The organism is Streptomyces sp. IBSBF 2435 (genome assembly GCF_036815005.1).
Lineage (GTDB): Bacteria > Actinomycetota > Actinomycetes > Streptomycetales > Streptomycetaceae > Actinacidiphila.
Genome location: NZ_JAJSYW010000176.1, coordinates 1 through 15,115, shown reverse-complemented (window position 1 = coordinate 15,115; position 15,115 = coordinate 1). Strand labels below are relative to the sequence as shown.

Annotated in this window: 15 protein-coding genes and 1 pseudogene; 11 read left to right on the top strand and 5 right to left on the bottom strand. The window is 70.9% G+C overall.

All coding sequences use genetic code 11. The annotated features are described in order from the left end of the window. The 3 genes and pseudogenes from V7E46_RS26860 to V7E46_RS26850 all read left to right on the top strand — a co-directional run. Positions 1 to 122: pseudogene (locus tag V7E46_RS26860) on the top strand (MerR family transcriptional regulator); the annotation flags it as partial. 345 nt (positions 123 to 467) lie between these two features. Next, positions 468 to 1,523: a sodium:calcium antiporter gene (locus tag V7E46_RS26855; RefSeq protein ID WP_443054358.1), complete on the top strand. Its 1,056-nt coding sequence runs from the start codon at positions 468 to 470 to the stop codon at positions 1,521 to 1,523. Between the two features lie 96 nt (positions 1,524 to 1,619). Beyond that, the gene (locus tag V7E46_RS26850) at positions 1,620 to 1,802 is read left to right on the top strand and encodes an RICIN domain-containing protein (protein WP_333770814.1); all 183 of its coding nucleotides are present in this window, start codon (positions 1,620 to 1,622) and stop codon (positions 1,800 to 1,802) included. Positions 1,803 to 1,849: 47 nt separating this feature from the next. On the opposite strand, the gene V7E46_RS26845 is transcribed toward V7E46_RS26850, so the two are convergent. Beyond that, the gene (locus V7E46_RS26845) at positions 1,850 to 2,401 is read right to left on the bottom strand and encodes a 2'-5' RNA ligase family protein (protein WP_333770813.1); all 552 of its coding nucleotides are present in this window, start codon (positions 2,399 to 2,401) and stop codon (positions 1,850 to 1,852) included. Positions 2,402 to 2,819: 418 nt separating this feature from the next. Here V7E46_RS26845 and V7E46_RS26840 point away from each other — a divergent pair, with 418 nt between their 5' ends. Together V7E46_RS26840 and V7E46_RS26835 are read left to right on the top strand one after the other, a co-directional pair. Continuing rightward, a complete protein-coding gene (locus tag V7E46_RS26840; protein WP_333770812.1) occupies positions 2,820 to 4,301 on the top strand; it encodes a glutamate--cysteine ligase in 1,482 nt (493 codons plus the stop codon). 496 nt (positions 4,302 to 4,797) lie between these two features. Beyond that, the gene (locus tag V7E46_RS26835) at positions 4,798 to 5,403 is read left to right on the top strand and encodes a TIGR03086 family metal-binding protein (RefSeq protein WP_333770811.1); all 606 of its coding nucleotides are present in this window, start codon (positions 4,798 to 4,800) and stop codon (positions 5,401 to 5,403) included. A 137-nt stretch (positions 5,404 to 5,540) separates the two neighbouring features. On the opposite strand, the gene V7E46_RS26830 is transcribed toward V7E46_RS26835, so the two are convergent. Beyond that, positions 5,541 to 6,146 carry a hypothetical protein gene (locus V7E46_RS26830; protein ID WP_333770810.1) on the bottom strand — a complete coding sequence of 202 codons (606 nt, stop codon included), beginning with the start codon at positions 6,144 to 6,146 and terminating at the stop codon, positions 5,541 to 5,543. Between the two features lie 265 nt (positions 6,147 to 6,411). Here V7E46_RS26830 and V7E46_RS26825 point away from each other — a divergent pair, with 265 nt between their 5' ends. Next, on the top strand, positions 6,412 to 6,765 hold the full coding sequence (locus V7E46_RS26825; protein ID WP_333770809.1) for a hypothetical protein: 354 nt from the start codon (positions 6,412 to 6,414) through the stop codon (positions 6,763 to 6,765). 99 nt (positions 6,766 to 6,864) lie between these two features. Here V7E46_RS26825 and V7E46_RS26820 read toward each other — a convergent pair whose 3' ends face one another. Then, on the bottom strand, positions 6,865 to 7,023 hold the full coding sequence (locus V7E46_RS26820) for a hypothetical protein (RefSeq protein ID WP_329172832.1): 159 nt from the start codon (positions 7,021 to 7,023) through the stop codon (positions 6,865 to 6,867). 204 nt (positions 7,024 to 7,227) lie between these two features. Here V7E46_RS26820 and ypfJ point away from each other — a divergent pair, with 204 nt between their 5' ends. Then, positions 7,228 to 8,118 (top strand): KPN_02809 family neutral zinc metallopeptidase, encoded by an 891-nt coding sequence (ypfJ, locus tag V7E46_RS26815; RefSeq protein ID WP_333770808.1) that lies wholly within the window; start codon positions 7,228 to 7,230, stop codon positions 8,116 to 8,118. 87 nt (positions 8,119 to 8,205) lie between these two features. Continuing rightward, positions 8,206 to 9,135, top strand: coding sequence for a hypothetical protein (locus tag V7E46_RS26810; protein WP_333770807.1), 930 nt, complete (start codon positions 8,206 to 8,208; stop codon positions 9,133 to 9,135). Between the two features lie 440 nt (positions 9,136 to 9,575). Here V7E46_RS26810 and V7E46_RS26805 read toward each other — a convergent pair whose 3' ends face one another. Further along, a complete protein-coding gene (locus tag V7E46_RS26805; protein WP_333770806.1) occupies positions 9,576 to 9,809 on the bottom strand; it encodes a hypothetical protein in 234 nt (77 codons plus the stop codon). Positions 9,810 to 9,836: 27 nt separating this feature from the next. After that, positions 9,837 to 10,976 (bottom strand): inorganic phosphate transporter, encoded by a 1,140-nt coding sequence (locus V7E46_RS26800; protein ID WP_333770805.1) that lies wholly within the window; start codon positions 10,974 to 10,976, stop codon positions 9,837 to 9,839. A gap of 285 nt (positions 10,977 to 11,261) precedes the next feature. On the opposite strand from V7E46_RS26800, the gene V7E46_RS26795 reads away from it, so the two are divergent. The 3 genes from V7E46_RS26795 to V7E46_RS26785 all read left to right on the top strand — a co-directional run bounded on the left by V7E46_RS26795 (position 11,262) and on the right by V7E46_RS26785 (position 14,922). Beyond that, on the top strand, positions 11,262 to 12,410 hold the full coding sequence (locus tag V7E46_RS26795) for a permease (protein WP_333770816.1): 1,149 nt from the start codon (positions 11,262 to 11,264) through the stop codon (positions 12,408 to 12,410). A 398-nt stretch (positions 12,411 to 12,808) separates the two neighbouring features. Continuing rightward, complete coding sequence (locus V7E46_RS26790) at positions 12,809 to 12,949, top strand: hypothetical protein (RefSeq protein ID WP_333770804.1); 141 nt, start codon at positions 12,809 to 12,811, stop codon at positions 12,947 to 12,949. Positions 12,950 to 13,536: 587 nt separating this feature from the next. Beyond that, a complete protein-coding gene (locus tag V7E46_RS26785; protein WP_443054357.1) occupies positions 13,537 to 14,922 on the top strand; it encodes an MFS transporter in 1,386 nt (461 codons plus the stop codon). Positions 14,923 to 15,115: the final 193 nt, after the last annotated feature.

The window sequence follows — 15,115 nt, the reverse complement described above, 5'->3', positions numbered from 1 at the left end:
TCGAAGCCGCCTGCCGCATCGTCATCCTCGAAGACCAACTCGAAGAAGCCCAGCGGATCAACGCCGAATACCGCCGCGCCGCCGAAACCGCGAACCCCACCACCGCAGCCCCGGACCGCTGAGACCACCAGCCTCTGCGGCCGCCGCCCACGCGGGTTGCCCGGGACGCCGAGCGTTCCGGGCACCTACCGGGCCGGTGGAGCGGCGCGGCCGGCGCGGAGCTGCCCAGGGGATGGTCCGCGAGGTCGCGCACCAGTGAGATGCCGCTGCCGACGTTGACCACGACCGGCGCGTCCGACCACTGCATCGGCGCTGCGTCCGCCGGTGCGCCCCCGTTGCCCACGTCCGGACGGTGAGCGGGGTGGTCAGGGCGGGCCGGCCCCGGACACCTGGGAGCTCGCAGGGCCGAGGTCGTACGTGTGCTCCCGGCGTGTCGTCCCTGGTCTTCCGCGTTGCCGGAAGGCTGGATGGTCCATGTGATCCATTTCGTACTGCTCATCGTGTGTGCGGTGGCGATCTACCTCTCGTGCGAGTGGTTCGTCAACGCCGTGGAGTGGCTGGGCCAGCGCCTGAACGTCGGCAAGATGGCGGTGGGCACGATCCTGGCCGCCTTCGGCACGGCGCTGCCCGAATCGGTGGTGACGCTGGTCGCGGTGACCACCGGCAGCACCCCCGAGGCCAAGGACATCGGCGTCGGAGCCGCGATGGGCGGCCCGCTGGCGCTGTCCACCATCGCCTACGGCGTCACCGGATTCATACTGCTGCTCAAGCGCCGTCGCCGTGAGACCGACGTGCGCGGGGAGAGCGGCATGATGCCCGCGCGGTCCGCCCAGCAGGCGCTGGGCGACGAGAAGGACATGCGGCGGCTGGCCAAGGACCAGAAGTGGTTCCTGCCGATCTTCGTCGTGAAGGTCGCCCTCGGCCTGGTCGCCTTCGCGTACAAGCCCGTCCTGGGCGCCCTGTTCTTCGCCGCCTACGCCGTCTACTTCTGGCGCGAGATCCGTGCCGACGACGAGGCCGGCGGGGAGCACGAGGAGTTGGAGTCGCTCAGACTCCAGCGCACGTCCGCGTCGCCGGCCACCTGGGCGGTCGTCACCCAGACGCTGGCCACCCTCGCGGTGATCTTCTTCGCCTCGCAGCTCTTCGTGAAGCAGCTCGACGCGATCGGCCCCATGCTCGGCCTGTCCACCACGGTGACAGCGCTCCTGCTCTCCCCCGTCGCCACCGAACTCCCCGAAGTGATGAACGCCGTCATCTGGGTACGGCAGGGCAAGACCAGACTCGCACTGGCGAACATCTCCGGAGCGATGATGATCCAGGCCACCGTCCCCAGTGGCCTCGGCCTGATCTTCACCACCTGGAAATTCGACGGCGCGCTGATCTGGTCCGGCCTGATCACCATGGCCGCGATCGTCTACCTCCTGCTGACCATGCGAGCCCACCGCCTCACCCCCGGCCGCCTGACCGTGGCAGCCGGCTTCTACCTTGTCTTCGCCCTCGGCCTCATCCCGATCCTCAGCTGATCCGCGGTTCCGCCGCCACGTCCAGCCGCTGCCGCCCCTGCAACTCCCAGACGTCCACGTCGAAACCGATGTCGTCAGCCTCCGACCGCCAACCGGGTGGTGCTGGGCGACTTCAAGCGCGCCCCCGCTCCCTGCCCGTCGCCCCACGGCGGCACCAACCGGCAGTGGACCCTGCGCCCGGACGGCTTGCGCAACAGGTCCGACCGCATCGTCAGCGTGAGCAGCGGCAAATGCCTGGACGTCGACAACGGCACCGCCAGCAAGAAGGCTCCCGGATGAACATCTGGACCTGCCACCGCAACGGCCCCGGGCGACGGCCGCGCAGATCAGAGGCTCGGGTGTGGCGGGTCCCCGAGCCGATACCGGGTGCGGTCCTGCCACACGGCGCCGTCCCAGATGACCAGACGCACCTCCCGTACGGAGGAGCTCAGCGGCAGCAGCGAGGCGAACTCGGACTCCAGCGCGTCGTAAGCGGCCTCGTATTCGTCCGGGCCCTCGCCGCGGGACACCGTCATATGGGGGTCGAGTCCCTCGTCGCCGAAGATCCCGCGGTACGGGATCAGCTCGGGCCATTCGTCGCGGACGTCCTTGATCAGCGCACGGACAGGGTCAGCCGGGCCGGGGTCGAGCGTCAGCGCGCCGGGGTAACGGCGGAACTCCCGGAAGTGCAGGGTGAACCGCTCACGGGAACCGAACAGCGCCGTCAGCCGGTCCTCCACCCCCGTGTCGATCCGGCTGGCGTGCAAGAACGGATAGAGCACCGTCACATGCGCCGGAAATCCCGCCCGGACCAACGAGTCGGCCTCCGGGACCCTGACGCTGAGCGCGGTGTCCCCCGGCACATCGGGCCAGCCGTCCCCGTCCTCGTCCACGGTCATGGGAGGCCATGCTGCCACGACCGCCACCGGCGCAGAGCCCTCACCCCTCCTCCCCGACCAGGCGGAAGCCGCACGAGCCGCAGACCGTATGCCGAGCAGGAGCCGCTGAGAGGTGCTGCGGCGGTGAGCCGGACCGTGCAGGCGCAATTGCAGGCGCGGACGGCGATGCGTCCCCGATCGCGCCCGGCGGCGGCGCCCTGCGGTGTTCAGGGCGGCCTGGCCTGCGGTCCAGCTGTTCTGGGCAGTGGGGCCGGGAGCGGGGAAGGCAGGGGCGAGAGCTGGAGCAGATCGTACGCCGAGGCGCTGTGACCTCGGATTATGCGGCGCCGGGCCTGTATGGTTTTGTGCCGACCCCCCGAGCGACGGCTGATCGGCAGCGGCCGGGTGCCCGGCCCATGACGACAGCCGGGAGCAAGCCATGGGACGCGAACTTCCGCAGCGCGACTTCACCGACGAGGACACCGCGCGATTCGCGGCGCGGCTGCGCGCCTCGCTCGGTCTTCTCGACGAGCTGCTCTCCTCGCCCGGCTTCGGTGGCGGGGAGCGGACGATCGGCGCCGAGATGGAGATGTTCCTCGTGACGCCGGACGGCGTCCCTGTCCCGCGGAACGAGGAGGTACGGGCGGTGGCCGCCGACTCCCGCCTCGTCCTGGAGGTCAACCGCTACAACCTGGAGGCCAACCTCACCCCGGTCCCCTTGCGCTCCCGCCCGTTCACCGCGCTCCACGACGAGGCTGCGGCCCTGCTGGACATCGTGCGCGAGGCAGGCGCCCGCTACGGAGCCGAGCCGTACTGCGCGGGCCTCCTGCCGACGCTGCGGCCCGGCGATCTGACGCGCCGCAACGTGTCGTCCAGGAAGCGGTACGCGCTGCTCGACGACGCGCTGGGGCGGGCGGGGCGCGGTCTGCGCGTCACCGGTGAGCAGCGCTGCCGGATGCGCTCGGACACGATCTGCTCGCAGGGCGCCGCCAGTTCGTGGCAGGTGCATCTCACCGTGCGCCCGGAGGAGTTCACCCGGTTCCACAACGCCGCCCAGCTCATGACGGCCCCCGTCCTCGCCGTCGGCGCCAACTCGCCGCTGCTGCTGGGCAGACGGGTGTGGGACGAGACCCGGATCCCCTGGTACGAGCAGGCCTTCGGCCAGCACCGGCGCCGGTTCGCCCCGGCCGACCGGCGTTCCGGCTTCGGCCACAACTGGCTGCGCGGAGGCGTCCGGGAGCTGATCGAGGAGTCGGTGACCCGGTACGCGCCGCTGATGCCGTTCAACTCGGACGGACCCTGGGACCGGCCCGCCCGGCCCGGCGGCCCGCCGGCGCTGGAGGAGCTGCGGCTGCACCTGGGCACCCTGTGGTGGTGGAACCGCCTGGTCTACGACCCCGCCGGGGCCGGGCACCTGCGGATCGAACTGCGCGCGCTGCCCGCGGGGCCGACCCCCGCCGACATGGCGGCCAACACCGCACTGCTGACCGGACTGGTCCTCGACCGCGCGGCACGCGAACCCGGCGGCGAACTGCCCTTCGCGCTCGCCCGGGAGAACTTCTACACCGCGGCCCGCGACGGCATGGCGGCCCGCCTGTGGTGGCCGTCCGGCTCGTCGGCGCCCGTACGGGTGGCCGCCAGGGACTTGGTCATGGCGCTGCTGCCGCGGGCCGCCGCGGGACTGGCCGGCGCCGGGGTCGCGGACAGCGAGGTGCAGCGGTGGCTGGGAGTGGTGGAGGCCCGGGTACTGGCGGGGCGTTCGGGTGCCCACTGGCAGCGCAGGACCCATCGCGCGCTCGGCTCGGACACCGCGATGGCCCGCCGGTACCTGAAGCTGAGCGCGACCGGCGCCCCCGTCCACAGCTGGCCGGCGCCTCGGCCCTCCGTACGCCCGAACGCGAAGGTACGGACGGTGGCGTAGCCGGTCGGCGGCTCCGCGCTGCCAACCGCTGCCGGACGCGCTGCTCGGGGCGGACTCGGGCGCGTCGCCGGCCGCCGGCTCCCTCGCGCGGTATCAAGACCGGCTCGGTCAGCGGCGGCGCCGCCCGCGCGGCGCCGGGTGAGGCGTCAGAGGATAGGGAACGCGCGACCCTCCTGCTCTCCGGCATCACATTTTCTGCCTCGTACGAAGGCCGGCACACCGCGCCGGCACCCATGTCCTGCTCCCCCGCCGGGGCACCCGTGCCGCTCGGCAAAACGATCACTCGAACGGGTGCGCAGGCCGGCAGGCCACGGCGCTGCTGTAGGGGTCAGGGTCCGATCGGCCGGCCCCCACCGGGGTCCGTGGTCCGGCATTTCGGGTGCGACGGCGAAGATTTCCGCCGAACGGGCAGAACCGGACCCCCCGTCACGAAGTTGCTCCCGTCGGGCCGGAATACAGCCGGCCATGAACTGATCTTGATGAGGGAGTCGGCAACATGACCATCGGTGGACTCAGCGTCCTGCACCGGGCCCACAGCTACCTGCGCACCGTGGCCCTCGACGTACCGGAGGACGCGTGGGGTGCGCGCACCCCGTGCGACCAGTGGACGGCACGGCAGGTTCTCAATCACGCGCGGCTCGCGCAGGACGCCTACACGGCGGTCATCGCCGAAGCCGGCGGGGTGAGCCTCGAGCCCGTCTTCGCGCCCGAGGACGCCCTGCCGCCGCAGCACACCGACGTCCTGGGTGATTCGCTCGACGGCCTGCGCGCCACGCTCGCCGACCTGCCGGCCGGCCTTGCCGAGGTGCCCACGCCCATGGGGCCGATGCCGCCTTCGCAGGCAGCCTGTTGCGCGGCTTTCGACGCGGCCGTCCACGCATGGGACATCGCCGTCGCCACCGGCCAGCGCCTGCCCCTGGAGGACGACCTCGCCGACGGCCTGCGGCCCGCCGCGCGGTTCCTCGTCGGCCCCTTGCGGGAGCTCGGCATGCTCGCCCCGCCCAGGACAGACCATCCGGCAGGCCCGGGCGCCGAATTGCTCGCCGCCACCGGCCGCGACGCCAACTGGATCCCGACCCAGGCCGCGTACGCCGTCTGCTGAACGAAGGCCGACCCCCTGAGCCGGCCGCTCGCGGGCCGGGCACAGCTTCTTGCCGCGGCAGGGAAGGTCCGGTCCCGCTCACCCTCGCGCCCACGTGTCACCCGGGTCGAGCACGAGCCTGAGCAGCGGCCCGGCAGCTAGGCGGTCGCGGCAGCGGTCTCGTCGGCTGCCGCGGCCGGGGCGGGGGCGGTTGCGGCCGGTGAGTAGTAGACGGACCGGCCCTGCTTGGAGCGGAGGCTCTGTCCCTTGGCCACCAGGGCTTCGAGGGTGTTGCGCACCGCGGTCGGCTGGATCTTCCGGCCGGGGTGGGCCCGGGTGAGTGACGTGGTGATCTCGGCTGCCGAGCGCGGTTCGCCGTGCTCGGTGAGGTCGGCGGCCACCAGCTTCACCAGGGTCGGGGTGCCCGAGGAACCGCTGGCGGCTGTCGCGCTCTTGGCCGCGGGCTTCTCGGCGGCGGACGACTTGCGTGTCCGGGCGGCCGGCTTGGGAGTACGCGCCCGGGGCACCGTCGGCGCATCGGCCGGTACGCCGACCGGACCGGCTCCCTGCGCGGTCGCGGGTGTCGCACCGACCAGGGTCTGCCGGACGCCGACCAGCAGTGCGTGGTCCTGCTCCAGGACCGTCAACTGCTCCTGCAACGCAGCCAGCTCGGCGGCGATACGGGTCTTCTCCTTGGTGGTGCGCTCCAGGTCGGCCTCGACCTGGGCAAGATACTGGGACTGCAAAGTGGCGTTGTCCGCCATGGCGATTCAGCTCGCTTTCCTCTGTGCACGGGTGAAGGCAGTCGCAGGTACCCGCGTCGCTGCCCGGGCGTTCAGTGGCCGCCGGAGAAATACCCCGCACCCAAAGGTGCTCTGCGCGCCGCACTCCAGGGTAGGCGCACCGTGACCTCGACCTGACGGTGCCCACTGGTCATTCGCCCGGGCCGCACTAGTCCGATCGGGTGATGCGCGCCCGGGCTACGGACCTTTAGCCTGTTCCTCCGTCAAGCAGGAGGATTTAGGACACATGAGCTTACGCAGCCACACCCGCGCCACCGCCACACTCTTCGCCACAGCGGCCCTCGCGGTCGGAGGTGTCATGGCCGGTGCGGGCAGCGCCCAGGCGGCCACCGCCGTGCACTGCACCACCGGTTTCGGAGTCCTCGGCTCGATCTACAACTTCACCGCTGTCGGCTGCGGCTCCTTCACCGACACCGGGGGCCCTTACACCGTCGAGGTGGACCAGCTGAGCGCCATCGGCTTCTTCCCCGGCCCGTTCGGCCCGCCCGTCTACAACTACGGCCACCAGACGGTCACCTGCCAGGCATTCGCCGCGGGCGACAACGGCCTCTACGGAGCCAGCGGCTGCACCCTCAACTGAGGCTCCCGGCGTCAGCGCGGCCGTGACGGGGCGGAGGCGCGCCGGGCCGGGCCGCTCCCGCCCAGGATCACCCCCGCTCCGGGTCACTCCCGCCCAGGATCACTTCCGCTCAGGGTCGTCATGCTCCGGGACACGAGGAACCTGGCGTTCGTTGATCGCGTCGGTGTAGGAGGCGAGCACCTCATCCATGACCTCGTCCTCCACATCTTCGTTCTCGCGGGGAGATGAACTGTCGGGCTTGCGGTGCGCATCAGTCATGCGCACCGCATAACCGCGCAGGACGCGTTCACTCAACCGGAAGCGCGACGGAGCCGGCGGTCGCCATGACGCCGGCTCCGGCTCCGGCTCCGGCTCCGGCTCCGGCTCCGGCAGGAAGCTCCCCGGATGAGACCCGCTCGGAGGGGTAGGCGGACCGGGCGGCGCGGGGCAGGCCGGCGCGCGCGGCTTGAGGAGAGTCAGCGAATGGAGTTCGACGACAACGCCGCCCTGGACACCTCCGAGGTCCAGGACAACCGGGGCGGGGCACTGGGCGGGATCCCCGGTGGCGGGAAGACGGTGGGCGGCGGAGTGGTCGGACTGCTGGTGCTGATCGCCTCGGTGGTCTTCGGGGTGAACCCGGGCCTGCTCAGCTCCGACAGCACCACCGGCACGGGTGCCCACGGCACCGGCTCAGGCGATCTCGCGGCGGACTGCCGTACCGGCGCGGACGCCAACAGCAAGGACGACTGCCGGGTCGTGGCCGTGGTCGACAGCGTCCAGGCGTTCTGGAAGCAGACCGAGACGGCCGCGGGGAAGTCCTACACCCAGGCCCCGACCTCGCTGTTCACCGGCAGCGTGAGCACCGGCTGCGGAAACGCGACCTCCGAGGTCGGGCCCTTCTACTGCTCCGCCGACGACAAGGTCTACCTGGACCTCGGCTTCTTCGACGAGCTCAGCAGCAAGTTCGGCGCCAAGGGGGGCCCCTTCGCCCAGGCGTACGTCATCGCGCACGAATACGGGCACCACATCCAGGACCTGAGCGGCACCATCTCCCGGGGCAGCGGCGAGGGCCGGAACAGCGGCTCGGTGAAACTGGAGCTACAGGCGGACTGCTACGCCGGGGTATGGGCCCACCACGCCACCACCACCCCTGACCCCGGGAGCGGAAAGCCGCTCATCACCCAACTGACGCAGTCCGACATCAGCCTGGGGCTGGACGCGGCCGCCTCCGTAGGCGACGACCGCATCCAGCAGAAGTACCAGGGCAAGGTCACCCCGGACACCTGGACCCACGGCTCGGCGGCGCAACGCCAGCAGTGGTTCACCACCGGCTACAAGTCCGGCGCCGTCGCCGACTGCGACACCTTCGCCTGACGAATCCCGTGCTCGGTTGCCGCCGGCGCGGCAGGTCCAGGGCGGTGCGGGCCAGAGCGGGGCGGTACGGTGCGGGACAATCGCCGGGTGTACGCCTCGATCCGCGCACTCGACCACCTGCTCGACTCCATGCCCGCGGTCGGCCCCTCCCGGCGGCGCCAACTCGGCGCCTTCCGCGGCGAACTGTCCCGGGCACTGGCCCTGGACGCCTTCCGCCCGGCCCGCGACAGCCTGACCACGCTGCTCGATGTCCGCACGCTCCAGCGGTACTTCGACGTGGCCGAGTCCGGCGAGCTGCGGGACCGGCTGGTCGGCGGAGGCAGGCCGCCGACCAGCCGTGCGACCAACCAGGCGCGACGGGACTGCGTCGACCTGCTCCTCGCGGCAGCGCGGCAGCCGCGGCTGCAGACGGCCGCACCGCCCTGGGGGCGCGATCCGGCCACCCGCCCGCCGGTCGCGCTGCGGCCCACACCGCAGCCCGGTGAACTCGCGGAGCTGCGCGGGCGGCTCGGCGACGCCCTGTCGGCGCAACTCGACCCCGGCCAGGCGCGGTTCACCGCCATGGTCGCCATGGTCCTGGACACCGCGGCCCGCGCCGGCGAGCTGGCCGGCCAGCAACTCGCCGACCTCCACGAGGACATGTCCCATGTGACAGTGCGGCGCCGCCCGCAGCACAGCACAGCCGCAGTGGCACTCGCCGGACCGGATGTGCTGCCGCTGTCCATGCTGACCACACGGGCGCTACGGCAGTGGCTCCCGGCCCGCGGACAGCTGACCGCCCCCCTGCAAGGCGCGGCCACCGCACTGTGGGTGAGCCTTCGGTCCAACCACACCGGCCTGCCCGACGACCACGGCCGCGCCGCCCTCCGCCCGCCCGGCCTGCCGCTGGAGGACAGGGGCCTCGCCCGCGCCTACGCCACCGGCCGCCGGCGATACGCGCTCGCGCACCTGCTCCCGCCCAAGATGGAACAGCTACGCCGCGCCGTCACCCCCACGACGCCCCCTGACCGACGCTGACCTCCCCCGTGCAGCCGCTTTTTGCTCTCTTTTCGTGATCCACGCGTTTGGCGCCATGGGCCTGTTATTAGAATCTGATCGTACCGGCTCCCGAAACTGCGCCGCCCGGCTTGGAGCAGCGGCACCACAGCCGCCACCTGCGGCTCCGCGCCGCCCGCCCGCTGCCCGAGCCGGCCGGCGGCCCAGGACACCTCTGAGTCCCGTAGAGGTCCGCGGTCGCCCACCGCACGATCGGCCGTCCGACGCCGCTCGGCCCATCGTGCGGCCGTCCCGGCGGCACACGCCGCCACCGCCATCAGCGCGCCGAGCACCAGTCGACCCGGCGTGGGCCGGTGTTCAGGCCCGCTACGGGGCGGTCTCCCTGGCCCAATTCTCCCGCCCCGCCGAAAACCGCACCCGCACCATGACGTACCGCGCCGTCTCGTAGCGCGGCGACACCGTCAGCCGGGGACGATCATGTCTATTCCGTACGCCGCCGCCGCCAGGCACGCGGCCAAGCACAGCACCGCCGCGCCCCCGGCGACCCGGTCCCGTCGGCCGACCGGGCCCGCACCCCGCGGTGCCACCATGCGGTTCCAGGCGACGACCCCTAGGGAGAACATCACGACGACCAGGACGGTGACACCGAAACTGGCCAGCGCCACCTCCCCGAGGCTGGTCCATTTGATATCCATCCTGCGCTCCTTCGACCGCTGCGGGGATCACACGGCCGACCGGTCGGCGGGTTCCTCGTGCCGGTCGGGCAGTTCGTTGACGTTCTCCCGGTTCACCGGCGCGCGCCGGGACAGTGCGTAGAAGCCGGCCGCCGCGGCCAGGGCGACAAGCGCGACGAGGGCGACACCGAGGTTCCCCCGGTCGGCGACCCACGCCGCGACGCCTCCCACGGCCGCCGCCGCGGGCAGGGTCAGGGCCCAGGACACCGCGATCCGCCCGGCGACACCCCACCGCACCCGGGCCAGTCTGCGGCCGAGGCCCGCGCCCAGGATGCCGCCGGTGCAGACCTGGGTGGTGGACAGCGCGAATCCCAGGTGCGACGAGGACAGGATGACCGCCGTCGCGGTGGTCTCCGCGGTGAAGCCCTGGGGGGCCTCGATGTCGGTCAGGCCCCTTCCCATGGTGCGGATGATCCGCCAGCCGCCGACGTACGTGCCCAGCGATATCGCCAGGCCGGCCGAGAGCACGACCCACCAGGGCGGTTGCGCGCCGCGGTGGAGGACTCCGGTGGAGATGAGCGCGAGGGTGATGACCCCCATGGTCTTCTGCGCGTCGTTGGTGCCGTGGGCCAGGGCCACCAGGGAGGCCGACCCGATCTGCCCCCTGCGGAACCCTTTTCTCGCCTTGCGCTCCGACGTCCGCCGGGTGATCACATAGGCCAGGTACGTCGCCACCAGGGCCACCCCGCATGCCAGGATCGGTGAGGCGATCGCCGGGATCACGATCTTCTCGACGACCGTGTCGAAATGGATCGCCGGTCCGCCGGCCCCGACCCATACCGCCCCGATGAGCCCGCCGAACAACGCGTGCGAGGAACTCGACGGAAGGCCGAAGAGCCAGGTGGTCAGATTCCACAGAATCGCGCCCACCAGTCCCGCGAAGATCATCACCAAAGAGACCTTTTTGTCGTCGACGATCCCGGTGGAAATAGTGGATGCCACTTTCGTCGAGAGAAAGGCGCCGACGAGGTTGAGGACGCCGGCCACTGCGACGGCCACCCGCGGCGACAGCGCCCCGGTGGCGATGGATGTCGCCATGGAGTTGGCGGTGTCGTGGAACCCGTTGGTGAAATCGAAGGCGAGCGCGGTCAGGATGACGGCTATCAGAAGAAAGGAAACACTGCCCACTGCGAGCCTCCCGCACCAGGGTCGTGCTGGATCATGCGGGGCGCACCGGACCCGTCTCCCGTACCGCGAGCGGGTGAATCGGCGAATCGGCGCTGTCAGGCCGAGGACCACGAGCCCGCGATTACGTTCAGGCCGCTTCCGATCTGGCGCGAACACCATATGTGCGATCGTCATTTTCATGATGCCCTGGCCATCACCTCCCGACAACTCGGGCACTGGCGTGCCGCGCAGTGCCCCGTGTCGGTGGACCCCATGTCCTGCTCGTCCCGGAAGGCTTCAGGGATGATCCACGCCGTACTGCACGCCCTGTCGATCACCGGTTCCATGGCCTGGGAGATCACCTGGGCCCTGATCCTGGGTTTCGCCCTGTCCGCCGTCGTCCAGGCCGTCGTCCGCAAGTCCACCGTCGTCTCGCTGCTCGGCGACGACCGCCCCCGCACCCTCGCTGTCGCCGCCGGCCTGGGCGCCGCCTCGTCCTCCTGCTCCTACGCGGCGGTCGCCCTGGCCCGCTCGCTGTTCCGCAAGGGCGCGAACTTCACCGCGGCGATGGCCTTCGAGATCGCCTCGACCAACCTCGTCGTCGAGCTGGGCGTCATCCTCGCGCTGCTGATGGGCTGGCAATTCACCGCGGCGGAGTTCGCCGGCGGCACCCTCATGATCGTCGTGCTCGCGGTGCTCTTCCGGCTGCTCCTGCACGACACACGCCTGCGCCAGGCACGCGAGCAGGCCGAACAGGGGCTGGCCGGTTCGATGGAGGGCCATGCCGCGATGGACATGTCCGTCACACGCGAGGGCTCCTTCGCCCGGCGGCTGCTGTCCCGCGAGGGCTTCACCTCCACCAGCCACGTCTTCGTCATGGAATGGGCGGCGATCCTGCGCGACCTGGTCATCGGCCTGCTCATCGCAGGCGCCGTCGCCGCCTGGGTGCCCGACTCCTTCTGGCGCACGTTCTTCTTCGAAGGCCATCCGCTGGCCTCCAAACTCTGGGGGCCCGTCGTCGGCCCGCTCGTCGCGATCGCCTCGTTCGTGTGCTCCATCGGCAATGTGCCGCTCGCGGTCGTGCTGTGGAAGGGAGGCATCAGTTTCGGCGGTGTCGTCGCGTTCGTCTTCGCCGACCTGCTGATCCTGCCGATCCTGAACATCTACCGGAAGTATTACGGCGCGAGAATGGCGCTCTTCCTGCTCGGCACGTTCTACCTCGCCACGGCCATCGCCGGGTACGCCGTGGAGTTCGCTTTCAGCGGCCTGGGCCTCGTGCCCGACCAGGCCGGCGCGAAGATCCCGACGGAGGGCGTCACCTGGGACTACACCACGTGGCTCAACATCACCTTCCTCCTGCTGGCCGCCGCCCTCCTGGTGCGGTTCTTCCGCACCGGCGGCACGGCGATGCTCCGCATGATGGGCGGATCCTCCACCCACGAGGCTCACGGGTGAGCGTGCCACCGAGGATTTCCAGTTCACCCGCAAGGATGAATTCGACGCTCGGGGAACGGACCCGGCCGCCCCTCGGACCGTCCGCGTCGCCGTGGTGAGGCGGTCAAGAGCGTCCGACCGGCCACGGGGCCTGCTTTCAGGTCAGGACACAAGATCATCGCCCACGCCATGTGTCGGCGGGGCTACGTTTCGTGACCGCGCCTCCTTGTGGCGTGCGAACCGCAGCCGGGCCGGGCTCGTCCTGCCGCCGACTGCCCGAGCAGGAAGCGAGACGACGTATGCCGACTGTCACCACGACAGGTACGTGCCTTCGATGACCGCCAGCCCGCCCGATCTCGAAGGGCTCGGCACCAGCAATGTGCGGTGGGGCATACCCGCGGGCGGCGGCAAGAGCGGCTGTGTGTTCACCGGCAAAACCAGGCTTCAGCTACGGCAGCGGCAAGCCCATCTGGAACGACAAGGGTGACAACGCCGCCCTGCGCGACACCAGCGGCAACCTCACCTCCAGCTACGGCTACGGCGCTGCCGCAAAGCCCTGACCTGGCCACCGCGGCCACCGCGGCCACCGCGGCTGACCACCCCGTACGCGCCGAGGAGCGCCGCCGATGCTCCGGTGGCGCTCCTCAGCGCGTACGCCGGCCCGGGCACGGCTGCTCCAGGTCGAAAAGAGAGCCTGACGCACCGCGATTCGGACACACCGGCCGAATAAGGCGGACGTAGCTTTTCTCCCCCCGCCGCCATCGGACGGTCTACGTTCTCCAGCTTGGGTCCTACGGTGCTGACGTAGTAGCGGTCGTATGACTGATGCGAGTGAGACGGGAGCATCGGTGCCCGCAGCGCCCCAGGTGGCGCGCGGAATCCCGGCGAGCGGATCCTCACGCACAGTTCCCCACCCTCTTTCGCACATGCGCGGAGGGTCGGTCCTGAGCCGCCCATCGGCGCATAGCACCCCCTCTTGTCACGGTGCGGCCTGCGGGTGATCCTGGGGCGGCTCGATCGAGCCACCGGCAGAAACCGGGCATGCTGGACCAAGTCGGACACGTGACGGACCCACGGGTCCGCCGTCGCCCACGGGATCGTGAACGCGATGCAAGGCGACACGCCATGAACGGGAAGGGGGTACCGATTGAGCGCGCCGGCCGACGTGGACACCGGAACCGGGCCCAGCCGTCCCACGGAGACAGCGGGCACCTTCGGCTCGTTGCGGATTCGCAATTACCGCCTTTTCGCCACTGCCGCGGCGATCTCCAACACGGGCACCTGGATGGCGCGAATTGCCCAGGACTGGCTGGTGTTCAGCCTCACCGGCTCGTCCTTCGCGGTGGGCGTCACCACGGCCTTGCAGTTTCTGCCGATGCTGCTCTTCGGCCTGTACGGCGGGGTGATCGCCGACCGGTATCCCAAACGGCGGATTCTGCTCTGCACCCAGGCCGCGTTAGGACTTCTCGGGCTGGCCCTCGCCGTACTCGCGCTCAGCGGCGCCGTGCGGGTATGGCAGGTCTACACCGTCGCCTTCATGGTCGGTGCGGTGATCGTCGTGGACAATCCCACCCGGCAGACCTTCGTGGTGGAGATGGTGGGGCCGGCCGGAGTCCGCAACGCCGTCTCGCTGAACTCCGCCAGTTTCCAGGTCTCCCGGCTGGTCGGTCCGGCGGTCGCCGGGATCGTGATCACGACGTTGAGCATCGGTTGGGCGTTCCTGATCAACGGCCTGTCCTTTCTGGCCCCGTTCGCCGGCCTCCTCCTGATGAGGACGTCGGAACTGCATGAGGTCGAACCCGTGCCCCGCGGCCGCGGACAGCTGCGTGAGGGGCTGCGCTACGTGGCGGGGAAGCCGGAACTCGTCCGGCCGATCGTGCTGGTCGGCTTTGTCGGCACTTTCAGCCTCAACTTCCCGATCTGGCTCTCCGCGTTCGCCAACAAGGTGTTCCACGGGGGCGCCGGCACCTACGGCCTGCTCAACAGCCTGATGGCGGTCGGTGCCGTGGTCGGCGCGCTGCTGGCCGCCCGCCACGGCCGCACCCAGCTGCGGCTTCTGCTGATCGGCGCGCTGCTCTTCGGGATGATCGAAGTGGTGGCCGCGCTGGCCCCGGCGTTCTGGTTCTTCGCCGTCCTCATGGTGCCGGTCGGAGCTTTCGGGTTGGCGTTCAACACCACAGCCAACACGATCGTCCAGCTCGCCAGCGATTCCGGCATGCGCGGCCGGGTCATGAGCCTGTACATGCTCGTCTTCCTCGGCGGCGTTCCGATCGGCGGCCCCCTCACGGGCTGGGTCACCGACGCCTGCGGCCCCCGGATCGGGTTTCTGGCCGGCGGGCTGATCGCCGCGGGCGCGTCCCTGGGAGTGGGCGGCACCGCGATACGGATGGGCCGCCTGCGGCTGCGGTGGAATCTGCGCCCGGGCCGCGGCCGGACGCTGCTGTCCGTTGAGCTCCGTGACAAGGGGAGCGGCGCCGGCCAGAGCTGTACGGCCGCGCCGGGAAACTCGGCAGGATCCGCCCGGGCGACGTGAAGCGATCGCCGCGCGGTGTGTGCGTTCCAGCCCCCTCACCTGACGAAGGAGTTCGACGATGAGCCCAACGCCCGCCTTCGGGACGGCGCGCGCGGAGCACGGCGAACAGCCGCCCCACCGCTATACCGCGCGCCTGGCTGCCGATATCGAGCGGCGCTGGCAGGACTTCTGGGAGGCGGATGGTACTTTCGCC